Source organism: Roseomonas gilardii subsp. gilardii (assembly GCF_023078375.1).
Classification (GTDB): Bacteria; Pseudomonadota; Alphaproteobacteria; order Acetobacterales; family Acetobacteraceae; genus Roseomonas; species Roseomonas gilardii.
Map to the genome: position 1 here is coordinate 1,877,649 of NZ_CP095554.1, position 24,684 is coordinate 1,902,332.

Below are 24,684 nucleotides of genomic sequence, written 5' to 3' on the forward strand. Positions count from 1 at the left end.
GCATGGCTCTCCGGCGCGATCCGGCCGCAGCAGGTGCCAAGGAACGGGAGGTCCAGGACCCTCAGGGTCCTGGCGGATGGGGGCCGGGGGAAGGCGGCGCCTTCCCCGGGGACAGGGCAGCGCCGGACCAGTGGGCCGGTATCAGCCCTGCAAGGTGTCGCGGACGGCTTCGGCGAGGGAGAGGGAGGCGGTGAGGCCCGGGCTTTCGATGCCGTAGAGGTTCACCAGTCCGGGGATGCCATGACGGGCGGGACCCTGGATCACGAAATCCTGCCCCGGCGCGCCCTGGGGCACGATCTTGGGACGGATGCCGGAATAGCCGGGTTGCAGCGCACCATCGGGCAAAGCGGGCCAGTAGCGGCGGATCGCCTCATAGAAGGAATCGCCGCGGCGGGGGTCCACCACGTAGTCGATATGGTCCACCCATTCGACATCGGGGCCGAAGCGCGCCTGGCCGCCAAGGTCGATGGTCAGGTGGGTGCCGAGACCGCCGGGGACAGGCACGGGGTAGATCAGCCGGGAGAAGGGCGAGCGGCCGGCAAGGGTGAAGTAGTTGCCTTTGGCGTAGTATTCCCGGGGCACGGTGTCGGGCGGCAGGCCGTCGATGGCGCGGCCCAGGGCGGGCGCTCCCAGGCCGGCGGCATTGACCAGGCTGCGGCAGAGCAGGGTCATCGGCTCGGCGCCCCCGACCTCCAGCACGATGCCGTCCGGCGTCACCCGCCCGGAAAGCACGGGGCTGTGGAAGGCCAGCACCGCCCCGGCATTCTCCGCATCGCCCTGCAGGGCCAGCATATAGGCGTGGCTGTCGATGATGCCGGTGGAGGGCGAGAGCAGGGCGCCGTGGCAGGACAAAGCGGGCTCCAGCGCCAGGGCCTCGTCGCGGGACAGGAGGCGCATGTCCTCCACCCCGTTGGCGGCGGCACGGGCCTGGATGCCGGCGAGGCGCGCGGCCTCCTCCTCCGCGGTCGCGACGATCAGCTTGCCGCAGCGGGCATGCGGCACGCCGCGTTCCACGCAATAGGCATAGAGCATCCGCCGCCCGGCCACGCAGTGCCGCGCCATGAGGCTGTCGGCGGGGTAGTAGATGCCGGCATGGATGACCTCGCTGTTGCGGGAGGAGGTGCCCGTGCCGATCGCCTCGGTGCCCTCCAGCAGCAGGACCTCCCGGCCGGCCAGGGCCAGGCTCCGGGCGGCGGCGAGGCCCACCACCCCGGCGCCGACCACCACGCAGTCCACTGACTCCAAATCCCGCCTCCTTCAGAAATCCCGGAATTTTACGCCGGGGGAACGCTTGTGGTTCTACCCTTGGTTGCGTTATTCATGTGATATATAAGCCTCAATCGGTGTTGCGTGCAGGCAACAGGCGAGTCGGGCCAGGAAAAGCCATGCTGACCATCGGAAGCATCGAGCGGATGTCGCCACGGCTGTTCAAGGCGGCCTATGCTGGCGTGTATCCACAGCGCGAGCCAGCCGTCGATGTGAACGGGCTGGAGTTCTTCTCGGATCACGAGGAGGCACGCCGCTGGATCATCGAGCAGATCGGCAGCGAGCCCGATCTGTGGGACCTGCATGACCTGGAAGCGGAGGCAGGCGCCGGGCGCCACCACGCATCCGCGCGGGGCGAGGCCCGCGACGCCCCCCATGGGGAGGGACGCCCGGCGGGCTGATCCGGCGGGTTGTACGGGGCCACGGCTTCCTTGACGCGTCATGCCGGGTCCTGGACCGGGGGCGCGGCAAGGGCCAGCGGCAGGTGGCGGTCCAGCAGCGCCTCCGGCAGCGGCATCACCACGCCGGACCAGGTCCAGACCAGCACGCATTCGATCCGCCGCCCCGGCCAGGCGGCGCGCAGCACGGCGCGGTAGGCCGCCATTTGCCGCAGATAGGCGGGGGAGACGGAATCGGCCTGCTCCGGCGGCGGGCGGTTGGTCTTGTAGTCCGCCACCACGATCCGGTCGCTTCCGATCCACAGCCGGTCCACCTGTCCCGCCACCGTCACGCCGCCGAGGCGGCCGGCGAGCGGCGCTTCCGGCAGGCTGCCGGGGCCGAAGGCATCCGCCAGGGCGGGGTGGCGGAGCACCCGCATCACCTCGGCGCAGGTCGCTTCCTGCTCCTCCGGCGAAAGCCCGTGCCCGGGCCGCGCGAGGTGCCGCCGCGCCACGGCCTCGCGCGCCGCCTCGGGATGGTCCGGCAGGTATTGCAGCAGGGCGTGGATCAGCGTGCCGCGCCGGAAGCGACGGCCGGACGGGTCGCTCTGCCCATGTGGCGCGGCGGCGGGCGGCTCGGTCTCCTCGCCCGCGAGGCGCGAGGGTGCCACCGGATCCTCCGAAGCCTCGGGCGGGGCGGGGTGGTGCGCCCAGGCCGGCAGCGCGGCGGGCAGCGACCTGCCGGCGCCGTCCCGGTCCGGGCGGGGCTCCGCGGTCTGGAGGGAGGAAAGCCGGTGGAGCGGGCCGGAGAAGCCCACCCCGGCCGGCCCGCCGAAGGCCGCGGGATCGAATTCCTCCTCCACCACGCCATCGCAGCGGGCGATGCCCTGGCGGACCAGCGTGTGCCAGCTCGTCTCCACCGCCTTCTTGGGCTCCAGCCCGCAGAGCAGCAGCCGGTCCTCCGCACGGGTCAGCGCCACGTAGAGCAGGCGGTTCTCCTCCTCGGCATCGGCCGCGGCGCGGCGGCGCTCGGCTTCCTGCCAGACGCGGGCCTGGAACTCCTTGCGCGGCGCCCAGAGGGGGAGGGAGAGGGACGCTTCCTCCTCCCAGCGCAGCGGCGAGTTGCGGCCGCCGCGCCCGACATCGGGGATGATGACCACGGGCGCCTGGAGGCCCTTGGCGCCATGGGCGGTGAGGATGCGCACGGCATCGCCCGCATTCTCGGCCTCGCGCTTCACCTCCGCGCCGCCGCGGCGCAGCCAGTGGGTGAAGCCCTGGAGGGAAGGCGGGTGGCGGTTCTCGTAGCGCAGCGCGGCGTTCAGCAGCTCGTCCAGCGCATCCGCCGCGTCGCCGCCCAGGCGTTCCAGCAGCTTCGCGCGGCCGCCATGCTCGCCCAGCACCTCGCTCAGCAGAGCATGCGGCGTGACGAGGTCGGCGCGGTCGGCCAGGGTGGCGATCCAGTCGGCGGCGCGGCCCTCCGGCGTCATGGCGCCGCGATGCCGGAGCAGGCGGTGCCAGAGCGGACCGTCGCGGTCATGGGCGAGGGCGAAGAGCGACTCCTCCTCCAGCCCGATCAGCGGCGATTTCAGCAGCGCGGCCAGTTGCAGGTCGTCTTCCGGCAGCAGCAGCACGTCGCAGAGCGCCAGCAGGTCCTGCACCGCGATCTGTTCCACCAGCGCGATGCGGTCCACGCCGCCCACCGCCACCCCGCGCCGCTTGAGCTGGCGCACCAGCAGTTCCGTCAGCCGGGTGCGGCGGCGGACCAGGATCATGATGTCGCCGGGGCGGATGGGGCGGTCGCCGCGCGCCGGCAGCGTCTCGTGCCGGACCATGTGGTCGATGCGAGCGGCCAGGGTCTCGGCCAGGAGGGCATCGGCATCCTGCGCCACCACCGGCTGGCTGGGCACGAACCAGGGTTCCGGGTCCTCGGTGGTGCCGCGCGCCAGCAGGGGCCAGACCTCGACGCTGCCGGCATGGCCGGCGCGGTCGGGGAAGTGGTGCAGCGGATCGCCATCCGGCCGCACCACGCCGGCCCGCGCGGCGCCGTCGTGGAAGACGGCATCGACGAGTTGCAGCACGGGCGCGCAGGAGCGGAAGCTCACATCCAGCGCCACCGGCTGGAAGTTGCCGCCGGCCTGCCGCACCTGCTGGGAGAAGCGCGCCTCCCAGGTGGCGAAGCCCTGCGCGTCGGCGCCCTGGAAGCCGTAGATCGACTGCTTCTCGTCGCCCACCACGAAGAGGGTGCGCTGCACCTTGGACTCGCGCGCGCCCTCGCCGGCGAAGAACTCCTCGGCCAGCGCCTCGGCGATGCCCCACTGCGCCGGGTTGGTGTCCTGCGCCTCGTCCAGCAGGATGTGGTCGAGGCCGCCATCGAGCTTGAACAGCACCCAGGCCGAGCCGGGGTCGCGCAGCAGGCGTTGCGCGTGGTGGATCAGGTCGTCGAAATCCAGCGCGCCCATGCGGCGCTTGCGCGCGGCATAGTCGGAGAGCACCGGCCCGGCGGCGACCAGCAGCGCGCTGGTGGCGGCCAGCAGGCGGTGCGCGTTGGCGCGTTCCTGGAAGGATTTCAACCGCGCGGATTCCGCCGCCAGCGCGTCGAAGGGTTCCAGTGCCTTGCGCAGCTCGCCCTTGCCCGTGTGCAGGCAGTCCCACCATTCCGCCTGCCGCGCCATGCGTTCCCCGGGTGCCAGGGCGAGGAAATCGAGCATCTTCTGCCCGAGGTCGCGCGCCGTCTTGGTCTTGTGGGCGAGCAGCGCCTTCGCCTGTTCCGCGACCGCCGGCGGGATGTCGCAGATCAGCGCCGCCAGGTCCTCCTCGCGCTCGCCCTCCGGCAGGCCGAGGCGCTGGACCAGCATCCGCCCCAGCGCCAGCGCGCCGCCGGGTGTCTCGAAGAGCGCGGCCAGCTTCTCCCGCCGCCCCACCATTTCGCGCAGCGCCTCGGCGATCCGGTCGGCGGTGACGAGGCGGGCCAGGGCGGCCAGGGTTTCCGGTGGCACGCGCCCGCCGGACAGCGCGGCCTCGCGCGCCTCGGCCAGCAGGGTGGCGGAATCCGCGTCCTCCAGCATGGCGAATTGCGGCGGCAGCTCGGCCTCCAGCGGGAAGGAGCGCAGCAGCGACTGGCAGAAGGCGTGGATCGTGGCGATGCGCATCCCGCCCGGCTGTTCCAGCACGCGGCAGAACAGCTTGCGCGCGGTGGCGAGCTGCGCGGGCGGCACGGGTTCGCCGGTCAGCGCCTCGATCTCCGTGCGCAGGTCGTCCTCGTCGGTGACGGCCCAGCGGCCCAGGCGCCGGTTGAGGCGGATCGCCATTTCCGCCGCAGCTGCCTTGGTGAAGGTGAGGCAGAGGATGCGGCCGGGCTCCGTGCCCTCCCGCAGCAGAAGGCGCAGCACACGGTCGGTGAGCACCTTGGTCTTGCCGGAGCCGGCCGAGGCGCCCACCCAGGCGGACAAACGCGGGTCCGAGGCGAGGCGCTGCGCCTGCTGCGCCCGCTCGCGCGCGGAAAGGGGGATGTTCACGCCGGTCTCGATTCCGGTTCGGGCGTTGCGCTGTCCCCGGGGGAAGGCGCCGCCTTCCCCCGGCCCCCATCCGCCAGGACCCTGAGGGTCCTGGACCTCCCGTTCCTTGGCACCTGCTGCGGCCGGATCGCGCCGGAGAGCCATGCTCTCCGGCGGCTGCCGGTGCCACCAGCGCGGACACCGTGTCTTTCTTTTTCTCGGGAACCCCGCCGATCCACCTGCTCCCAGGGATCGAGCCACAGGGTAACGGCAGCCACGGGAGCCCACGAAAGCCCGGGGTCCGGGGACCGGCTTCGGTCCCCGGCGGTGTGGGGGTCCGGCGGGAGAGGCAGAGCCTCTCCCCCGGGAGTGGACAAGGGCGCGACGCGGGCAAGGGGTTCATTCCGTGCCGGCTTCCTCGGCGCCGCCCCATTCGCGCTGGCGGGACAGGTGCTCGTAATCCGTGTTGCGGGGCGCGCGGCCCGGATGCGGGCGCGCCAGGAAGGGGCGGTCGCCCAGCAGGAATTCCCGCGCCAGCGCGTCCACCTGCCGCCATGCCGCCTCGGCCACTTCCGCCACCGTCACGTCGCCCTTCGGTTTGAAGACGAGTCGCTCGCCCTCCTCGATGGTACCTGAGAGCTTCCAGTGCTCCAGCGCCGAAACCGGGGCGGGCGCGATGCCGGGGAAGCCGCCCTTGAGCGCCATGGCGGCCTCCAGCGGCAATTGCGGCGCGCGGCCGTCCTGGATGGCGATCTGGGCCGGGGGGGCGCCGGTCTTGAAGTCGAGGATGGCGAGGCTGCCATCGGCCAGGATATCCAGCCGGTCGGCGCGGCCTTCCAGCCGCACGCCGCAGGGCAGCTCGATCTGGCCGGACTGTTCGGGGTGGCGTTCCCGTACCTCCGGGCGCTCCCGCTCGGTGGCCAGCAGGAACTCGCCGATGCGGCGCAGGCGGGGGCGCCAGAAGGCGGCGAGGCCGGGACGGGGGGCATGCTGGCGGATCGCTTCCTCCACCGCCTCCTCGAACCATTCCAGGGCCCTGGGGCCATAGGTGCCGGCGCAACGGCGCGTCCAGGCCGCCACCGCGTCATGCACCACCGAGCCGAAGGCGGCGCCATCGGCCTCGGCATCCAGCGGATCGAGCGGGCGCAGCCGCAGCACGCGCTTGGCGTACCAGGCATAGGGATCGGCCTTCAGGTCCCAGACATCGGTGACGGTGAGGCGGCGCGGGCGCAGCAGCATCGGCGGGGCCGGGGCCGGGCGGGGGCAGGGGAGGACGACCTCCGGCATGTCCAGCCGCGCCGCCCAGTCGGTGGCGGGCGAGGGCTTGATCCGCAGCCCCTTCTGGCCATGCAGGAAGATCTGCAACCGGGTCAGCCAGCGCGCCTGCACCGAGGGGCTGCCGCCGCGCTTGCGGGCATGGCTCAGCACCACGTCCGGGGCGGCGAGGGCGCTCATCATGAAATCGGCGGCGACGCGGCCGATGCGGGCCTCCGGGGCCGGCAGGCCGAATTCGCGGCGCATCGGGCGGCTCATCCAGGCGCCGGGATCGGTGGCGATCGGCCAGACGGTCTCCTCCAGCGCGCCCAGCACCACGCGGTCGAAGGATTGCAGCCGCGCTTCCAGCAGGCCGAGGACCTGCACCCGTGGATGGCTGCCGCCCTGGCGGCCGCGCATGTTGCGCACGCCCGGGGCCAGCGGCCCTTCCAGCAACGCGTCGAAGAGCGCGGGCCAGGCGGCGGCCGAGACGGGCGGCAGGCATTCCATGGCCGGGCCCAGCGAGGCGAGATGCGCGGCCAGGGGCTCGCCTTCCTCCCCGGCATAGAGGCGCAGGCCGCCCGGCTCGGTGTCGGTGGCGGCCAGGGCCTCGGCGGCACCGAGCAGCCCTTCCAGCATCGCGGCGGGCGGGCGGGCGATCTCGGGCAGGTCGGTGAAGCCGCCCCCGGGGCCGCCCAGGGCCCGTTCCAGCGCGTCGAGCAGGGCGGTGACGCGGGCGCGGCGTTCGAGCCGGGCCTGCTGCCGTGCCTCGCTCTCGGCGGGGGCTTCGGGATCAGGGTCGGCAAAGGCACGTGCCGCGGCGGTGCGGAGCCCGGTCAGGCCGGGGGCGGGGCGGGGGCCGCGCAGCGCGTGGCGCTCCAGGTCGTGCAGGGCGCGCAGCCAGTCGGCCCGGGCCATGCCGCCGGCGCAGGAGGGGTGCTTCAGGCAGGCGAGCAGGGCGACGGGGGAGAATTCCTCCGCCACCATGCGCGCGATCAGGCGCAGGAAGGCGCCGGTCGGGGTCTGGGCGAGGGGCTGGCCGGCGGAATCATCGGCCAGCACGCCGTGGCGCGCGAGTTCCACGCAGACGCGGCGGGCGAGGTCGCGGTCCGGCGTCACCAGGGCGGCGCGGCTGCCGGGGGTTTCCAGGGCCTCCCGCAGCAGCAGGGCGATGGCGGCTGCCTCGCCCGCCTCGTCCGGGGCGGTGAGGAGGGACATGTCCTTCAGCGCCGGGGCCCAGCGTTCCGGCGCCTTCTCCTGCCAGCAGGCGATGTCGCCGGGCGGGCGCAAGGCGCGGGCGAGCAGGGCGCCGCGCGCCTCCCCGGCCGGATCGGGCGGCAGGTCGTGTGGCCAGGGCCGCAGGTCGCCCGGCGTAGCGCCCATGGCCTGGAGCAGCCGCACCTGGCCACAGAGCGGGTGGGTGTGGCTGGCGCAGAGCTCGTCCCAGATGGGGGAGGGCCAGGGCTGGGGCGGCAGCGGCTCGCCGGAGCCGTGCAGGACCACATGCCCGTTGGGGCAGTGCGCCAGGACCTTCAGCAGCTCGGCGGCGGCGGGGATGGTGCCGCCCAGGCCGATGCCGGCGGCGATCACGAGATCCTCCGGCGGGTTCTGCCTCCACAGCGCGGTCTGGGCGCGGATGGTGGCGACGCGGCGGGTGCCGATGTCGGAGAGGCCCTGCTGCGCCAGCCAGGCCTGCCATTCCTGGATCACGCCGTTGAGGAAGACATGGGTGATCTGCCAGTGCCGGGCCAGCCGGTCCGGCACCAGGGAGGGCAGGCGGGAGGGGTCGCAATCCTCCAGCGCCATCTCGTCCAGCAGGGTCGCCAGTTCCTGCGCCAGCCGCCAGGCCTGGTCGGGATGCGAGGGGCCGCCGTAGTTCGGCGGCAGGCGCATCACCAGCGCCGTCAGCACGGCGAGCCGGCGCGCCGGGTCCACCGCCGGGGGCTGGTCCATTAGAGCAGGGAGGGAGAGTTCCTCCGCATCCTCCACCGAAAGCCCGGCCAGGGGGCGCAGGCGCGGCAGCAGCAGAGCCTGCCGGCCGCTCGCCTGCCCGGCGGCGCGCAGGAAGCTCTCGCGTAGGCTGCGGGCGGCGCGCCGGGTCGGCAGCAGGATCGTGGCGCGGGCCAGGAGGGTGGGGTCCGGGGCGGCCGGGCCCTTCGCTCCGGCGAGGCGCACCACCCCCTGGGCCAGGGCATCCAGAAAGGGGAGGTGGGCCGGGATCTCGTGAAGGTTCATGGATTCCCGACGGTTAGCCGATTTCCCTCCCATCCCGCCACCGCTGTCTGCCGCGATGGCCCGGTATCACCCCCGCTATCACTCCTGCAGCGTGCGGAAATAGGGCTCCACCGTGCCCTGGAGCTTGATGGTCATGGGGTTGCCCTTACGGTCGAGCGTGTTGCCCACGGTCAGGCGGACCCAGCCCTCGCTGACGCAGTATTCCTCGACATTGTTCCGGTCCACGCCCTTGAAGCGCACGCCGACGCCGCGTTCCAGCAGGGCCTTGTCGAAATGCGGGCTTTTCGGGTTGACGGAAAGGCGGTCGGGCGGCGTGTCGGTCATGCTTCGGTCCTCCGGAACCAGGAACGGGCGACCTGATAGAACAGGCGTGGCAGCGGAGCCACCCATCCCAGGGGGAAGCACGGCGGTGGGGCGGGAGGTTCCCAGATCGCGAAAAACAACCAATAGTTGTGTCCGTCCTGGTGGGTCGTATCGGCCCTCCACGCCCCGGAGCCCTGGCCCGGCAGGATGGCCCACCATGAGATCCCACTGGAGGTCGCCGCGATGCTTCCCCCCTTGATGCCGCTTTCCGAGGAAGACCGCCTCGCGGCCCTTCGGTCCTATGACGTGCTGGATACGGCCTGCGAGGCCAGTTTCGACAACATCGTCCGGCTCGCCGCGGATCTGACGGACAGTCCCATCTCGGTGGTCTCGCTGGTGGATGCCGAGCGCGCCTGGTTCAAGGCGCATCATGGGCTGGCGGCCTCGGAGGCGCCCCGGGAACATGCCTTCTGCGCGCATGCCATCCTGGAGCCCGGCACTCCGCTGGTGATCCCCGATGCCAGCCGCGACCCGCGCTTCGCCGCCAACCCGCTGGTGACGGGGGAGCCGGACATCCGCTTCTATGCCGGCGTGCCGCTGGTCAATCCGGAAGGGGCGGTGCTGGGCACCCTCTGCGTGCTGGACCGCAAGCCGCGGCGGATCAGCGCCGAGCGGCAGCGCATCCTGGTCCGGCTGGCCGAGACGGTGATGACCACGCTCGAACTCCGCCGTGCCATGAACCGGGTGCACCGGCTTTCGATGACCGACGCCCTGACCGGGCTGCTCAACCGGGCGGCCCTGATGGACGCGCTGGACAAGGCGATCGCCCGCCTGAACCGGCATGGCGAGGGCTTCGCCCTGCTCTATCTCGACCTGGACGGGTTCAAGCAGGTGAACGACCGCGAGGGCCATGCCACCGGTGACGAGGTGCTGCGGGAACTCGCGGTGGTGCTGTGGGATAACCTGCGGCGGGAGGACATGGCGGCGCGGCTGGGCGGAGACGAGTTCGCCGTGCTGCTGACGGGCCGCGAGCCGGATGCCGCCGTCGTGGCGGAACGCCTGCAGAGGATGCTGGAGGCGGCGATGCGGTCGAAGGGCTGGGCGGTGACGGCCTCCATCGGGGCGGTAAGCTTCCACAACGCGCCGGCGGATGTCGATGCCGCCCTGTCCCTGGCCGATTCACTGATGTACGGCGCCAAGGCCACCGGCAAGAACCGGGTCCTGCACCGCGACCACTGATGGCGGGATACCTTCAACAGGGAGGCGGACTGGGCTAGCGGAAGGCGTGACCCAGACCCAGCCCTCCTCCCGTGTCGTCCTGATCGGTGCCGGCGGCCATGCCGCAGCGCTGATCGAATGCATCCGCGCCGCCCATGCGGGGGCCGGCGGGATGGAGATCGCCGGCTGCCTCGACCGCAGCGCCCGGGAGCCGGTGCTGGGCGTGCCGGTTCTGGGAGACGAGACGCTGCTGGAGCGGTTGCGCGGCGAGGAGGTCGGGGCCGTGGTGGTGGCCATCGGCCACAACGCCACCCGCCTGCGCTGGCTGTGGCGGGCGCGCGAACTGGGCTTCGCCCTGCCGGTGGTCGCGCATCCTTCCGCCATCCTGTCCCCCAGCGCACGGACCGGCGCCGGCAGCGTGGTGTTGCCCCGCGTGGTGCTGGGCGCGCGGGCCGTGGTGGGGGAGGGGGTGATCCTGAACAGCGGTGCCATCGTCGAGCATGACTGCGTGCTGGGCGATGGTGTGCATGTCGCCTGCGGCGCGGCGCTCGGCGGCGGGGTGCGTGTCGGGGAAGGGGCGCTGATCGGTCTCAACGCGGCGCTGCGGCCCCTGCTGCGGGTGGGGGCCGGGGCGGTGGTGGGGGCCGGGGCCGCCGTGGTGGCGGATGTGCCGGACGGGGCCAGCGTTTCCGGCGTGCCGGCGCGGGAGATGGGGTAAGCCCAGGCGACGTGCCGGGGAAAAACTCACGCCGCCCTGCGGAAGACGGTCACGTCTCCCGCAGGGCGGCGTGGAACCTGGATCGGGGGCGATCCGGGTTCCACGATCGCGTCAGATCAGCGCCCAGTGCTGATGTGCCTCGGGCGACTCGGCGATGCTCTGGGTGACCTGGGCACGGTCCATGCTGCCGCTGTCGAGCAACTGCGACCAGAAGGCCAGGCCCGCGGCTTCCGCCTGCCGTCCGAGACCGCCCTGGTAGAGGGCCTCGACGAATTCGCCGTTGGACTGGTTCGCGTGCAGGGAAGCGAATTCGTCCGAGTTGGCGAAGGCCCGTGCAAGGTTGCTGCCGCCCTGTTCCATCTCCGACTGATAGAACTTGATCTCGCTGGCGCCGGGATCGCGCCCGAGAGCCGTGCCATAGAGGGCCCGGATCAGGCTGGCCTGCTCGGCCTGCGTGTCGGCATCGGTGCGGGACAGGGCCTGCCAGTGGTCCAGCGTTTCCGCCGCCCCGGCGAAGTTGTTCAGCACATCCGCCCGGCCGGCGCCATGCTGCAGGACGTCCAGCCAGAAGGCGATTTCCGTGTCGGCAGCCGTGCGGCCGAGCATGCTGCCGTACAGGCCCTCGATGAAGGCGGCGTCGGTCTGGCCGGCCTGGTGCGCGGTCGCCTCGTCGCTGGACAGCAGGGCCCGCGCCGTCTCCACCCGGCTCAGCCCGTTGGCCATGCCCTGCGTCCAGAAGGTGATGCCGTCGGCATCGGCCGCGCGGCCGAGATAGCCCTCGTAGAGGATCGCCAGATAGGTGGAGCCGGTGTGGCTCAGCTCGTAGCTGGCGCCGCTGGCATCGTTTGCCAGGGCATTGCCCGCGGCATCGGTGATGCCGCTGCCTTCGGCGCGGAGCTCCAGCGACAGGCTGCCGATGCCGAGCGGCGCGTCGACCGACACGACATAGGTGCTGCCATCCACCGGGGTGACCGACCTGATGGCGGCCTCGGGCAGGCCATTGCTCACCAGATGGAAGTCGGAGGCGTCCACGCCGGTGACGGCTTCCGAGAAATGGACCTCGTAGCGCAGGCTGTCGGCGGTGCCGTCGCCCGTGTCCATCTGCGTCAGGGTGGCCACCGGCGGGATGCCATCGACGCCCGGCGCGGTCTCCTGGTTCAGGACCAGGCCCGAGAGATCCGTGGCGACCTCGGATTCGGAAAGGATCGAGCCCCCATGCAGATCGATGCCCACCACGTCGAGATGCCCGGTCTGCTCCCCGGCGCCGACCGTGAAGCGGAAGACGAGATGGGTGCTGTCGGAGGCCGTGGGATCGTAGGTGGCGGTCGCCCCGGTGTTGAGGGACAGGGTGGGCGTGCCCGTGACCACCACATCGGCGGACAGGGCAACGGTCAGGGCCACCTCCTGGCCCAGATGCAGCGTGGCATCCGTCGTATCGAGCTGCACCGAGGAGACGGTGGGCGCCTGATTGGGGGCGAGGGAGCCAGAGACGAGCGTGTAGTTGCCCGTATAGCTGTTATACCCGTCAATCTCGATATAGTAGGTGAGGCCCTGCGTGGCCGTGAAGGTGACCTCGGAGGGCAGGCCGTAGGGGCTGTCGTCGTTCTGGGTGACCAGCGTCATCGATCCGAAGTCATGCCCACCCGTGCTGCTCCAGACCGTCAGGGTGGTGTCGAAGTCCGACCCATTGGTGTTGAACGCCACATCGCGCGTCACGGTCGGCCGATAGACGAACCAGACGCTGTGGTTCGTGTCCCCCCAGATCCAGGCCGTGTTGGGCTCCCCGCTCTCCTGGGTGGCGCCGATGTTGGAGCCAGTGGCCAAGAATGGCAGTGAACCGATGACCACGGCATTGGCGATGTCGTCGTTAATGGGGCCGACCATGCAGTTGTTTCCTAAGGGCCATCTTCCGCCACATTGGCGGGTGGATCTGTGGTGCAATACCACTTCGGGTTTGTAATCCTAGATCGTTAACAACCCGTTTTTAGCAACTCTGCCATTTCGGCTGTGGAAAAGTCGGGGCGCCGGCTCGCTGTGGCCATGCGGACACGGTCTGGGGCCGGACGGCGTGGTTCAGGCCCGTGGCCGCCGCAGCCGCGACAGGGCGAGCATCGCCCCGCCGGCCAGGAGGCCCCAGAAGGCGCCGCTGATCCCGGCGAAGGCGGTGCCTGAGGCGGTGACGAGCAGGGTGACGATGGCCGCCTCGCGCTGCTCCGGCGCCGCCATGGCGCCCTGCAGGGCGCCGCCCAGCGCGCCCAGCAGGGCGAGGCCCGCCACCGCCTCCACCAGCAGCGGCGCGGCGGCGACGAAGCTGGTGACGAAGCCGGCGAGCAGGCCGAAGAGGATATAGCCGACGCCGTTCACCACGGCGGCCTTCCAGCGCTGCGCCGGGTCGGGATGCGCGTCCTCGTTGGCGCAGAGGGCGGCGGTGATGGCGGCGAGATTCACCGCATGGCCGCCCAGGAAGGCGGCGGCGACGGAGAAGAGGCCGGTGGCGCGGAAGAGCGGCCCGGCTTCGGGGCGGTAGCCATAGAGGCCGAGCGTGGCGAGGCCCGGGATGTTCTGCGAGGCCATGGTGACCAGGAAGAGCGGGAGGGCGGTGCCGACCAGGGCCTGGAGGGTGAATTGCGGCATCACCGGCACGGGGACCGGCCAGGCCGCCGCGATATGGGTGCCCGGATTGGCCAGGATCAGCCCGAAGGCCACGATCACCGCCGCCGGCACGGCGAGCAGCCGGTGCAGCCGCCCGGCGATGGCCCAGGCCAGGATCACCGCGAGGGCCGGGCCCGGCATCTGCGCCACGGCCCGCACCGGGGCGAGGCAAAGGCCGATCAGCACCCCGGCCAGCATGGCGCTGGCCAGCGAGGAGGGGATGGCGGCCACCCAGCGGCCCAGCGGCTTCCACCAGCCGGCCAGGACCACCAGCAGCGCCGAGACCAGGAAGGCGCCGACCGCCACGGGGAAGCCGCCGGCGATGGCGCCGGAACTGGCCAGGAGGGCGGCGCCCGGGGTGCTCCAGGCGACGCTGACCGGCATGCGGCTGCGCAGGCTGAGCAGGATGCCGCAAAGCCCCATGGCGACGGCGAGGGCCATCAGCCCGGAGGCGGCCTCGGCCGGGCTGGCTCCGGCGGCGGTCAGCCCGCGCAGCACCACGGCGAAGGAGCTGGCGAAGCCGACAAAGGCGGCCAGCAGGCCGGCGGCCAGGGTCTGGGGCGGCAGGAGGTCTCGCATCGGGGGAACACTTCTCGGGCGGTGCCAGGGGACATGCGAGGGTGCATGCCAGGGGGCAGCGCGGCGGACAGGACTTCCGGCGGGAAGGCCGGGATTCCCGGCACCGGCGGCGGCGCGGGGTGATTCCCCAGGGCGGGGCATGAAAGCCGGGATCGGGCCCCGGGACCAGGGGGCGGTGATGCGGGGCGGAAGTGGCGCTATCCCGGATAGCGCTCGAATTCCGGCAGCTCGTGGGCTGTCCGCATCCAGCCGATGCGCTCCGCCACCTGGATCTGTGCCTGGACGGGCAGGGCGCCGGGGTTGTCCAGCGTGGCGGTCTGGATGTCGATCATGCCGGGCAGCATGAACTCGTTGACATAGAAGAGGCCGGTGCCGCAGGCGGCGCAGAAGTGGCGCCGGCCGTGTTCCGAGGAATGGTAGATGGCGGGCTCTCCCTGGAGCCTGAGCTGATCCGCCGGGATCATGGCCCAGGCGACGGCCGGGGCGCCGGCATGGCGGCGGCAATCGGTGCAATGGCACAGGGCGTGGTGCAGCACCTGTTCCGGCATCTCGTAGCGGATGGCGCCGCAATGGCACCGGCCTGTCAGCATGACGCGGTTCTCCGTCGGACTGGGTGGCGGATTCGGTGACGGAGGCTAGCATGGAGGGGCGCACCGTTCCCGCCGCGCGACCGGCGGGAACGGCGGGCGCGGTCACTGCACCTGGATGTTCCGGCTGCGGATCACGCCGCCGAGCTTGGCGCTTTCCGCCGCCTGGTAGGCTGCCCAGGCCTCGGGCGGCTGCACGTTCGGCGTGATGGCCAGGGCGGACAGGCGTTCCTGCATCGCCGGGGTGGCGAGGGCGCGCTTCGCGGCGGCGTTCAGCCTGGCCAGGATGGCGGGCGGCGTGCCCACCGGGGCGAGCAGCGCGACATGCTCGACCATCTCGTATTCCGGGTAGCCGGATTCCGCGACGGTGGGCACCTCCGGCGCCAGGACGGTGCGCGTGCGCGAGGCCACCGCGATGGCGCGCAGGTCACCGGATTGCAGGAAGCTCATCACCGCCGGGGCGGGCATCATGAACATCCCGGCCTCGCCCGCCAGCACGCCCTGGATGGCGGGGCCGCCGCCGCGATAGCCGACATCGGGGACCTGAAGCCCCGCCATCTGCAGGAACATCTCCGTGCCGATATGCGTGGTCGAGCCGCTGCCGGAATTGGCATAGACCTCCTTGCCGCCGGAGCGCTTCACCAGGGCCACGTAGTCGGCCAGCGTCTTCGCGGGCGAATTGCGCGGCACCATGATGAAGATCGGCGCTTCCGCCATCAGCCCCACGGCGGTGAAGGAGCGGTCGTTGTCATAGGGCAGCTTGTAGAGGTGCGGCGCGCCCGCATAGGTGCTGTTGGTACCGACCAGCAGCGTGTAGCCGTCCGGCTTCGCGCGGGCGACGGAGGCGAAGCCGATGGTGCCGTTGGCGCCGGTGCGGTTCTCCACCACGAAAGGCTTGCCCAGCTCGGTGCCGAGGCCGGAGGCCAGCAGGCGCCCGAAGACATCGGTGGGGCCGCCGGCGGCCCAGGGCACGACCAGCGTGACGGGGCGGTCGGGATAGCCCGCCGCGGGATCGGTGCCCGCTTGTGCCCCTATTTGGGCCCTGGCCGCGGAGGCCGTCATGCCCCCGCCGAGGAATCCTGCACCGAGGGCGAGCCCCAGCCTGCGACGCGTCAGCATCGTCTCGTTTCCTTCCCAGCTTCGTCCCCGGGTTCCGTTCGCCGCGGGGATCATGGTGGCCGGCCCCGTCCGGGTTGGTGGGGCATGCCGCCAGTTCGTTGTCATGCCGCACCAGTTCGATGTGGCAACATTTCGCCCGCGAGGGCGGGCGCGGGAGGGGCCGTACCCTCCCGTGCCCATCTCTCAGGCGGCGTGGCGCGCCGGTTCCGGCCGCGCCGCGGCGCCCTGGCCGGCGGCGTGCTTGGCGATGCGCCAGCCGAAGACCATGGCCGGGCCGAGCGTGGTGCCGGGGCCCGGATAGGTGCCGCGGAAGATCGAGCTCAGGTCGTTGCCGCAGGCATAGAGGCCGGGGATGGGCTGGCCCTCGCCATCCAGCACGCGGCCGTCGCCATCGCCCTGGAGGCCGCCGCTGCAGGCGAGGTCGGCGGGCCAGACCGCCATGGCGTAGAAGGGGCCGGGGCCGATCGGGCGCATGCAGGGGTTGGGCTTGTTCTCCGGATCGCCGTTGAAGCGGTTGACCGTGCTGCTGCCGCGGCCGAAGGCCTCGTCCACGCCGGTTTCGGCATAGCGGTTGTGCTCGGCGACCGTCTGCTCGAAGCCCGTGGCATCGAAGCCGGCCTTCTGCGCCAGCTCGCGCAGGGACTTGCCCTCGATGAGGTAGCCGGCCTTCAGGAAAGGCTCCAGCTTCTTCGTGCCGGGGAAGACCATGCCCAGGCCGTACTGCTTCAGGAAGCTCGCGTCGCAGATCAGCCAGGCGGGCAGGGTCGGCACCGTCTCGTTCGAGCGGAGCATGCCCATGACGAAGTCGTGGTAGGAGTCGGACTCGTTCACGAAGCGCCGCCCGGCCTTGTTCACCGCGATCAGCCCCGGCTTGGCACGGTCGAGGATGATGTGCGGCCAGACGGATTCCCGCCCGTCCGGATGCTTCAGGATGGAGCAGGGCATCCAGAGGCCGGGGCTGTCGAGCCCCTCGGCCAGCGCGGCGCCGTTGCGCAGCGCGAGGGAAACGCCGTCGCCCGTGTTGGTTTCGGGCGCGAGGGAACGCTGCTTCGTGCCCTCCGGGAAGAGCTGTGCGCGCAGGGCCTTGTTGTGCGCGATGCCGCCGGTGGCGAGCACCACGCCGCGCCGCGCGCGGATCGCCTTGCGCCCGTCCTTGCCCGCGACGATGGCGCCCAGCACGGCGCCGTCGCGCTTCACCAGTTCCATCAGCGGCGTCTCGAAGCGGATCGGCACCTTGCGCTGGCGCAGGCTGTAGAGGAGGCGGCCGACCAGGGCGTTGCCCATCACCAGCCGCGTGCCGCGCCGGTGGCGGAGGCGATCGCGGAAGTGGCGCAGCAGCAGGCCGGTGGCGGTGCGGAAATTGGCGGCGGAGGCGAAGGGCTTGAGCAGCGGCTCGATCTCCGTCCGCTGCACCATCATGCCGCCCAGCACCATGAAGACGTCGCGCGGCGGGCGCACGCGGCGGAAATCCTCGCCGAGCAGGCGGCCGTCGAAGGGGGCGGGGGAGAGGGCGCGGCCGCCATAGGCCTCACCGGGATGGTTGCCGAGATAATCCGGATGCGCCTTGGCCGGGATCAGGTGCACCTCGGTCTTCGCTTCCAGCTCGTCCACCGCCTTCGGCCCGGCCTCCAGGAAGGCGGCACGCGCCGCGTCGCCGCCGCGCAGGCCGATCACCGATTGCAGGTAGCGCGCGGCATCCTCCACGGAATCGGGCACGCCCGCCTTGACGCTCAGACTGGTGCCGGGGATCCAGATCGTGCCGCCGGAGGTGGCGGTGATGCCGCCGGCCATGCTGGTCTTCTCGCAAAGCAGGACGTCGAGCCCTTCCAGCGAGCCCACCAGCGCGGCGGTCATGCCGCCCGCGCCGGCGCCGATCACCAGGAGATCGACCTCCTCATCCCAGTGGGGGGCGCCGTGAGGGGTGTCAGACGGCATGTTCGTTTCTCCCAACGGTATTCGTGTCGTGGTCCGTGGAGCGGCCGGCCATGTGGCGTGCCGCGATCCAGCCGAAGGTCATGGCGGGGCCGAGGGTGATGCCGCCGCTCGGGTAATGGCCGCCCATCACGCTCGAAAGGTCGTTGCCCGCCGCGTAGAGGCCGGGGATCGGCTGGCCCCACGCATCCAGCACGCGCGCCTCGGCATCGGTGATGAGGCCGGCGAAGGTGCCGAGGCTGCCGGGCACGATCCGCACGGCGTAGAAGGGGCCTTGCCCGATCGGCGCGATGCAGGGGTTGGGCCCGTCGTGATAGGCATCGCCCTGGCCGCGCTGGAAGGGCGTGCTGCCGCGCCCGAACAGCGTGTCCACGCCCTGCCGCGCGTCGTTGTTGTAGGCGGCGAGCGTGTCGCGCAGCCCGGCGGCGTCGATGCCGCAGGCGGCGGCCAGTTCCTCGATCGTCCTGCCGCGCTTCAGGTAGCCGTTGCGCAGCCAGGGGGAGAGCGGCAGCGGCGCCGGCTTCACCGCGCCCATGCCGTAGCGGCGCAGGAAGCGGTGGTCGCAGAGGAGCCAGCATTCCGCCGCCTCGCCAGGCCCCAGCGCCCGGAACAGGCCGCGCATGAAGTCGTGGTAGGGGCCGGACTCGTTGACGAAGCGGTGGCCCTGGCGCGTGACCGCGATGATGCCGGGCTTGCCACGGTCGATCAGATGCGGGAAGCGGCCGGTCGTGCCGTCGGCGCGCGGCACCAGCGAGACGGGGGCCCAGGCGCCGGAATCCGCCAGCCCGCCATCGACCTGACCGCCCACGGCCTCCGCCAGGCGCATGCCGTCGCCCGTGTTGGTGGCGGGCGCGGCGGACTGGTGCGGCGTGCCCTCGCGCACATGCGGGAAGAGCTCCCTCTGCCGCGCCGGATCGTGCGGGAAGCCGCCGGTGGCGAGCACGACGCCGCGCCGCGCGGTGACGGCGATGCGGCCTTCCGGCCCTTCCAGGATGGCGCCCGTCACGCTGTCGCCGAGGCGGGTGATCTGGCGCGCGGCGGTGGAATGCCAGAGCGTCACGCCACGATCGGCGGCGGAGCGCAGCAGGCGCGCGGCAAGGGCATTGCCGTTGACGAGCTGCATCGAGCGGCGATGGCGCGCGAGGTCGAGGCCATGGCGGGCGAGGCGCTTCGCGACATGGGCGAAGGATGCGGCCGAGCGCGTGGCGCGCAGGAAATGGCCGAGATCGGCGCCCGAGGCGATGGCCATGCCGGCCAGCGTGGTCTCGGGGATGGGCGGGCGCAGGCGCGCGATCAGCGGACCCAGCTCGCGCCCGTCATAGGGCGCGGCGACGACGGAGCGCCCGCCGGTGGCGGCGCCGGGGGCGTTGCCGTGGAAATCGGGCACGGCGCTGCCGGGCAGGAAGCGCACGGCGGTCTCGCGCTCGAAGAAGTCGATCATGCGCGGCCCGGCTTCCAGGAAGGCGTCCACGCGGGCGGGATCGTAGCGGTTGCCGAGGATGTGGCGGAGATAGGTGCGCGGGGCCTCGGCATCCTCCTCGATCCCGGCGCGGACCACGACCGGGTTGCGCGGCACCCAGAGCCAGCCGCCGGACCAGGCGGTGGTGCCGCCGAAGACCGGCTCCTTCTCCGCCACGATCACCTCCAGCCCCAGCGCCGCCGCCGTCACCGCCGTGGCGAGGCCACCGGCGCCGGAGCCGATCACCAGCACGTCGCAGCTCCGGCTGCGCGTGGTGTCTGCCATCCCGTCCATCAGCGTGACATCCCCGTGGCGTGGCGGGCGCCGTGCAGGGCGCGGTTCAGTAGGGGCGAGCCGAGGCTCGCCTGGGTCATCTCAGCCGCCGCCTCCAGCATCAGCGGGGCGAGCTCGTACAGCTTCTCCTCCGGCAGGCGCATCATCGGTCCGGCGATGCTGATCGTGGCGCAGACCGTGCCGTCCGGCGCGCGCACCGGCGCCGCCATGGCCGACATCCAGGGGGTGAAGGTCTGGATCGTCACGGCATAGCCGCGCTTGCGGGTCTGGCGCAGTGCCTGCAGCAGCGCCCTGGGCGTGCGTGGGGCACGCGGACCGAATTCCTCCGGTGCGCCGAAGCCCTGGCGCTCCACCAGCGAGAGGGCTTCCTCGTCGCTGAGGGTGGAGAGCCAGGCCCAGCCGCTGGCGCTGCAGGACAGGGTCGCCACCTGGCCCATTTCCGGGTCGTAGCGCAGGCCGGTCTGGGCGCCCTGTGCCCTGGCGACCCAGGTGAGGCTCCGGTCGGCGCCCTCTCCATCCATCACCGCGAGGCGCACCAGCTCGCCGCTGCGCGCGGCCAGCCGGTCCAGCACCGGCTGGGCGATGTCGGTGACACCGCTGCGGGCGAGGTAGGTGAAGGCCAGCGTCACCAGCCGCATGGTCAGGCGGTAGTCGCCATGGCCGCGTTCCTGCTGCACGAAGCCGTGCTCCGCGAGTTCGGAAAGCAGGCGGTGCGAGGCGCTGAGGGGGATGCCCAGGCGCTCGGCCACGGCCGAGATCGGCAGGCCGTTCGCGTTTTCGGCCAGGAGCTGCAGCACGGCGAAGGTGCGGTCCATGACGCCGCTGGGAGCCGCCGAGGCACCGCGGCGCCCTTTGGTAGCCCCCCCGGAGGCGACGGGGCCGTGCGTCGGTTCGGCCTCGGGTGGCGTCGCGTTCATGCTGGGTTACTCCGGATGCTCCGCTCCCGCCCTGGGAGGTCCGGTCATGGCCGGGCCCGGCGGGGTGTCTGGTTGGTACTGGAAAAACTTTCCGATCTCAAGAAAAAATTGTGGAAAGTCTTTCCAGGAATCGATACGCCTCCTGGCCGACCAGCCGGCATGGCGGTCCCGCGCCGCAAGATGGAGGAAGACATGTCCGAGAGCCTGAACGGCGCCACGCGCCTCTACCCGATCGTGGGCGATCCGATCGCGCAGGTGAAATCGCCCGCCGGCGTCACCCGCGCGCTCGCGGAGCGTGGGCACAACGCGATCTGCATCCCCGCCCATGTGGCGCCAGGCGACCTCGCCGATTTCTTCGCCACCATGGCGCGCGTGCGGAACGTGGACGGCGTGATCGTCACCGTGCCGCACAAGTTCGCCAGCTTCGACGTCTGCGCCAGCACCACGCCGCGCGCGAAGGTGCTGCGCGCGGTGAATTCCATCCGCCGCAACCCGGACGGAAGCTGGCATGGCGACATGTCGGACGGCCAGGCCTTCGTGCAGGCGCAGATCCATGCCGGGGCGAAGCCGCAGGGCGCGCGTGCCCTGCTGGTCGGCGCGGGCGGTGCCGGCAGCGCCATCGGCCTTGCCTTGCTGGAGGCCGGGGTGCGCGAACTGGTCGTCCATGACAGCGACGCCGCGCGGGTGGACCGGCTGGTCGGCGTGCTGCGCGAACAGGGCAGGGGCGAGGTGCGCGCCGGAACGGCCGACCCGGCCGGATTCGACATGGTGTGCAACGCCACGCCGTCCGGCATGCGTGACGGCGATCCGCTGCCCGTGCCGGCGGAACTGCTGCGCCCCGCCATGTCGGTGGGCGACGTGATCACCGCGCCGGAGGTGACGCCGCTGTTGCAGGCGGCACGCGCCGCCGGCTGCCGCACGGCGACCGGCGTGGACATGTTCCGCGTCGTACAGGGCCTCATCGTCGATTTCCTGCTCGACCGCTGAGCGCCACCCGAGGGAGAGCAAGAAACATGTCCGACATGCAGGCTGTCGCCGGCGCGCCCGCCGCGCTGGCGCCACGGCGCAGCACCGCCGAGATCATCCGCCATGCCTGGGCCGTGGGCCGGGTGCGCTGGGGGATGCTGGCGCTCGTCTTTTTCGCGACGGTGCTGAACTACACCGATCGCGCGACGCTCGGCATCCTGCAGCCGGTCCTGTCGCTGGAGCTGAACTGGACGGCGCAGGACTACGCCAACATCAACTTCTGGTTCCAGGCGGGCTATGCGCTCGGCTATGTGCTGCAGGGGCGCATCATCGACCTGGTGGGCGTGCGGCGCTCCTTCGCCATGGCGGTGCTGGTCTGGAGCCTGGCGGCCGCCTCGCACGGCCTCGTCTCCTCCGTCGGCGGCTTCATGATCTGCCGTTTCGTGCTGGGGCTGGCCGAGGCGGGCAACTATCCTTCCTGTGTGAAGACGACGCGGCTCTGGTTCCCCGCCGGGGAGCGCGGCATCGCCGCCGGCTTCTTCAACGCGGGCACCAATGTCGGCGCCATGCTGACGCCGATGATGATCCCCTTCATCGTCTCCGCCTGGCACTGGCAGGGCGCCTTCTACATCCTGGGCGGGCTCGGCTTCGTCTGGCTGTTCTTCTGGCTGCGCCACTACCGCGACCCGGAGCGGCACCCCACCGTCACGCAGCGGGAGCTGGAGCACGTCCATGCCGGGCGCGAGCCGGAGGTGGCGCAGAAGATGCCCTATTCTCGGGTGCTGCGGCTGCGGGCCACATGGGCCTATGCCGTCGGCAATCTCTCGGCGATGGTGTTCTGGTTCTATCTCTACTGGCTGCCGCCCTATCTGAACCAGCACTTCCACCTGGGCATCAGCGTGAGCGAGCTGGGCCTGCCGCTGATCGTCATCTACCTCGCCGCCGATGCGGGCTCGATGATCGGTGGCATCCTGTCCTCCGTCATGATCGGCCGTGGCATGAAGCCGGTCCCGGCGCGCATCCTGGCCATGCTGATCTGCGCCATCTGCATCGTGCCGATCATCTTCGTGAACACGGCATCGAGCCTGTGGGTGGCGGTGGGCTACATCTCGCTCGCCATCGCGGCGCACCAGGCCTGGACGGCGAATATCTGGAGCCTGGCGATGGACATGACGCAGAAGAGCGCCGTCAGCTCCGTCTTCGGCTTCGGCGGCATGGTCTCGGCATTGGGTGGGATGTTCATGACGCAGATCGTGGGCTACGTGCTCACGGCCTCGAACAACAACTACGGCCTGCTCTTCACCATCATCCCGGCCGTCTATGGCGCCTGCCTGCTCTGGGTCTTCCTGGTGGCACCGCGCCGGCCGGAACCGGTCTGAGGCGGACGGCGGCACTTCTGGCCCGGGGGAAAGGCGCTGCCTTTCCCCCGGGGGTTCAGCGCCGGCGCCGGTCGGCGGCCTCCGCCTTCCGCATATCGACGAAGACGGCATAGTCGGCATGGCTTGTCGTGGTCCAGCCGATGGCGGAGCCGCGCTCCACGGCGCGATGGATGTCGGGATGCGCCGACGGCAAAGCGAGGTGGAAGGCGATCATGTCCTGCTTGAACTCGGCCGGCAGGTCGGTGCGCACCACGATCGGCCCGTTCTGGATGGGGCGGGAGGTCCAGATGATGCGCAGGTCCTCCATCTTCAGCATGCCCTTGTCCACCGCCGCGCGCAGCGTGCCGCGGGTATAGGGCGGGTCGCCCTGGCCGGAGACCCAGGTGACGCCGGCGTCGTACTGCTTCTGCAGCACGGCCACGAGCGCCTGGTCGTGCCCGCCGGCGAAGCCGGTGCGGCCGAAGAACTTCCCCGGCTCCGGGTCGATGCCGGCGGCGCGCAGCTCGGCGCGCGGGATCAGGTAGCCGGAGGCGCTGTTCGGGTCGGCCCAGGCGATGGACTTGCCCTTGAGGTCCTCGATCTTCGTGATGCCGGAATCGCTGCGGACATACATCACCGCGACATAGGAGGTGCTGCCGTCGGCCTCCCTGGTGACGAGGATGGGTTCCACGCCGCCGTTGGTGTCCATCCAGGTCGCGGCATAGGCGGCGGGCGCCATGTTGGCGATCTCCAGCTGCTTCGCGGCGAAAGCCTGCTGCACCCCGGCATAGTCGGAGGCGAAGTAGAGCCGCGTGGGCACCTGGAAGGTCTCCTCGAACAGCTTGCGATAACCGTCGTAGCGGCCGAGCCGGTCGCTTTCCGTTTCTCCGCCCAGCACGCCGATGCGGATCTCGGGCACCTGCGCGGCCCAGGCGCGCTTGCCGGGCGCGGGCATGGCGGAGGGCGTCTGACCCTGGCTCCGGGCGGGGAAGGGAGCGGCGAGGGGCAGGAGGGCAGGCAGGCCGGCGAGTGCCAGGAGGCGGCGGCGCAGGGGCATGGCGTGCTTCCGGAAAGAGGGTTCCGGCGCATCGGAACACGGCGGCGGTGGCGCTCCAAGCGTTTCGCGCGGATTGCGGTGCCCGATGGCGAAAGTTGCCGATGGGTCCGATACATGCAACCTTTGGTTGATACTCTCGCCTGAGGGGAGAGGCTGAAGGACGCGTCGATGCCGAGGGAAGATCCCGGGCTCCACGGAAATCGGGCCGGAGCCGGCAGCGGGCCGGTTTTCGCCGGCACCGGCCCCCAGGGCCATCGCAGCCGGATGCGGGACAGGCTGCTGCAGGGTGGGCCGGCGGCGCTGCCGGATTACGAGATCCTGGAGATGCTGCTCTTCCTGGGCATTCCGCGCCGGGACACCAAGCCGCTGGCCAAGGGGCTGATCAACCAGTTCGGCAGCCTCGCGGCGGTACTGGGGGCGGACCCGCGTTGGCTGCGCCGGACCACCACGCTCGGCATGGACAGCATCGCCGCCCTGAACCTCGTTTCCGCGGCCGCCACCCGCCTCGCCCGGGCGGAGGAGACGGAACGGCCCGTGCTGAAGAGCTGGGACCGGCTGATGGCCTATCTGGAGGCAGCGCCCCTGGAGGCAGCGCCCGGCGCCAGCCGGACGCAGGCGCGTGTCCTGTTCCTGGACAACCGGAACCGGCTGCTCGCCGACGAGAGCCAGGATGGCGTGCAGGAGCCGCGCGCCATCATGCGGCGGGCGCTGGAGCTGCATGCCACGGCCCTGATCCTGCTGACCTGGCGGCCCGACGGGCAGCCGCGCGAGGAGGATGTGGCGCGCACGGAGCAGATGCAGAAGGCGGGCGCGCTGCTGGCCATCACCCTGCACGACCACCTGATCGCCGGCGGAAGGACGGAGCCGCTGAGCCTGCGGCGGGAGGGGCTGATCTGACG

At 71.7% G+C, this 24,684-nt stretch carries 18 protein-coding genes; 6 read left to right on the forward strand and 12 right to left on the reverse strand.

Annotated features, from left to right (window positions below; all coding sequences use genetic code 11):
* Positions 1 to 141: 141 nt before the first annotated feature.
* The gene (locus MVG78_RS08330; RefSeq protein ID WP_428480806.1) at positions 142 to 1,236 is read right to left on the reverse strand and encodes an NAD(P)/FAD-dependent oxidoreductase; all 1,095 of its coding nucleotides are present in this window, start codon (positions 1,234 to 1,236) and stop codon (positions 142 to 144) included.
* A gap of 149 nt (positions 1,237 to 1,385) precedes the next feature.
* On the opposite strand from MVG78_RS08330, the gene MVG78_RS08335 reads away from it, so the two are divergent.
* Positions 1,386 to 1,667: a hypothetical protein gene (locus MVG78_RS08335; RefSeq protein ID WP_247559894.1), complete on the forward strand. Its 282-nt coding sequence runs from the start codon at positions 1,386 to 1,388 to the stop codon at positions 1,665 to 1,667.
* A gap of 38 nt (positions 1,668 to 1,705) precedes the next feature.
* Here the strand turns inward: MVG78_RS08335 and addA are convergent, their stop codons facing one another.
* The 3 genes from addA to MVG78_RS08350 form a co-directional block, all read right to left on the reverse strand.
* Positions 1,706 to 5,158 carry a double-strand break repair helicase AddA gene (gene addA, locus MVG78_RS08340; protein WP_247559896.1) on the reverse strand — a complete coding sequence of 1,151 codons (3,453 nt, stop codon included), beginning with the start codon at positions 5,156 to 5,158 and terminating at the stop codon, positions 1,706 to 1,708.
* Positions 5,159 to 5,536: 378 nt separating this feature from the next.
* On the reverse strand, positions 5,537 to 8,626 hold the full coding sequence (gene addB / locus MVG78_RS08345) for a double-strand break repair protein AddB (protein WP_247559898.1): 3,090 nt from the start codon (positions 8,624 to 8,626) through the stop codon (positions 5,537 to 5,539).
* A 78-nt stretch (positions 8,627 to 8,704) separates the two neighbouring features.
* Positions 8,705 to 8,950, reverse strand: a complete 246-nt coding sequence (locus MVG78_RS08350) for a DUF3297 family protein (RefSeq protein WP_247559900.1) — start codon at positions 8,948 to 8,950, stop codon at positions 8,705 to 8,707.
* Between the two features lie 222 nt (positions 8,951 to 9,172).
* On the opposite strand from MVG78_RS08350, the gene MVG78_RS08355 reads away from it, so the two are divergent.
* On the forward strand, positions 9,173 to 10,168 hold the full coding sequence (locus tag MVG78_RS08355) for a GGDEF domain-containing protein (protein WP_247559902.1): 996 nt from the start codon (positions 9,173 to 9,175) through the stop codon (positions 10,166 to 10,168).
* Positions 10,169 to 10,214: 46 nt separating this feature from the next.
* On the forward strand, positions 10,215 to 10,865 hold the full coding sequence (locus MVG78_RS08360) for a NeuD/PglB/VioB family sugar acetyltransferase (RefSeq protein ID WP_247559904.1): 651 nt from the start codon (positions 10,215 to 10,217) through the stop codon (positions 10,863 to 10,865).
* 111 nt (positions 10,866 to 10,976) lie between these two features.
* Here MVG78_RS08360 and MVG78_RS08365 read toward each other — a convergent pair whose 3' ends face one another.
* The 7 genes from MVG78_RS08365 to MVG78_RS08395 form a co-directional block, all read right to left on the reverse strand.
* On the reverse strand, positions 10,977 to 12,749 hold the full coding sequence (locus MVG78_RS08365; RefSeq protein ID WP_247559906.1) for a DUF4214 domain-containing protein: 1,773 nt from the start codon (positions 12,747 to 12,749) through the stop codon (positions 10,977 to 10,979).
* A gap of 189 nt (positions 12,750 to 12,938) precedes the next feature.
* Positions 12,939 to 14,096, reverse strand: a complete 1,158-nt coding sequence (locus MVG78_RS08370; protein ID WP_247559908.1) for a benzoate/H(+) symporter BenE family transporter — start codon at positions 14,094 to 14,096, stop codon at positions 12,939 to 12,941.
* 197 nt (positions 14,097 to 14,293) lie between these two features.
* On the reverse strand, positions 14,294 to 14,686 hold the full coding sequence (locus MVG78_RS08375) for a GFA family protein (protein WP_247559910.1): 393 nt from the start codon (positions 14,684 to 14,686) through the stop codon (positions 14,294 to 14,296).
* Between the two features lie 102 nt (positions 14,687 to 14,788).
* Positions 14,789 to 15,802, reverse strand: coding sequence for a Bug family tripartite tricarboxylate transporter substrate binding protein (locus MVG78_RS08380; RefSeq protein ID WP_247559912.1), 1,014 nt, complete (start codon positions 15,800 to 15,802; stop codon positions 14,789 to 14,791).
* Between the two features lie 183 nt (positions 15,803 to 15,985).
* A complete protein-coding gene (locus MVG78_RS08385; protein ID WP_247559914.1) occupies positions 15,986 to 17,737 on the reverse strand; it encodes an FAD-binding protein in 1,752 nt (583 codons plus the stop codon).
* On the reverse strand, positions 17,727 to 19,487 hold the full coding sequence (locus MVG78_RS08390) for an FAD-dependent oxidoreductase (RefSeq protein WP_247559916.1): 1,761 nt from the start codon (positions 19,485 to 19,487) through the stop codon (positions 17,727 to 17,729). The genes MVG78_RS08385 and MVG78_RS08390 overlap by 11 nt, the downstream gene beginning before the upstream one ends.
* The gene (locus tag MVG78_RS08395) at positions 19,487 to 20,404 is read right to left on the reverse strand and encodes an IclR family transcriptional regulator (RefSeq protein ID WP_247559918.1); all 918 of its coding nucleotides are present in this window, start codon (positions 20,402 to 20,404) and stop codon (positions 19,487 to 19,489) included. Before MVG78_RS08395 ends, MVG78_RS08390 begins: the two co-directional genes overlap by 1 nt.
* A 192-nt stretch (positions 20,405 to 20,596) precedes the next feature.
* Here MVG78_RS08395 and MVG78_RS08400 point away from each other — a divergent pair, with 192 nt between their 5' ends.
* Positions 20,597 to 21,391 carry a shikimate dehydrogenase family protein gene (locus MVG78_RS08400; protein ID WP_247559920.1) on the forward strand — a complete coding sequence of 265 codons (795 nt, stop codon included), beginning with the start codon at positions 20,597 to 20,599 and terminating at the stop codon, positions 21,389 to 21,391.
* A 26-nt stretch (positions 21,392 to 21,417) separates the two neighbouring features.
* Positions 21,418 to 22,749 (forward strand): MFS transporter, encoded by a 1,332-nt coding sequence (locus MVG78_RS08405; RefSeq protein WP_247559922.1) that lies wholly within the window; start codon positions 21,418 to 21,420, stop codon positions 22,747 to 22,749.
* 55 nt (positions 22,750 to 22,804) lie between these two features.
* Here MVG78_RS08405 and phnD read toward each other — a convergent pair whose 3' ends face one another.
* The gene (gene phnD / locus MVG78_RS08410) at positions 22,805 to 23,785 is read right to left on the reverse strand and encodes a phosphate/phosphite/phosphonate ABC transporter substrate-binding protein (protein ID WP_247559923.1); all 981 of its coding nucleotides are present in this window, start codon (positions 23,783 to 23,785) and stop codon (positions 22,805 to 22,807) included.
* Positions 23,786 to 24,049: 264 nt separating this feature from the next.
* Here phnD and MVG78_RS08415 point away from each other — a divergent pair, with 264 nt between their 5' ends.
* Positions 24,050 to 24,682, forward strand: coding sequence for a JAB domain-containing protein (locus tag MVG78_RS08415; RefSeq protein WP_247559925.1), 633 nt, complete (start codon positions 24,050 to 24,052; stop codon positions 24,680 to 24,682).
* The last annotated feature ends 2 nt before the right edge of the window (positions 24,683 to 24,684 follow it).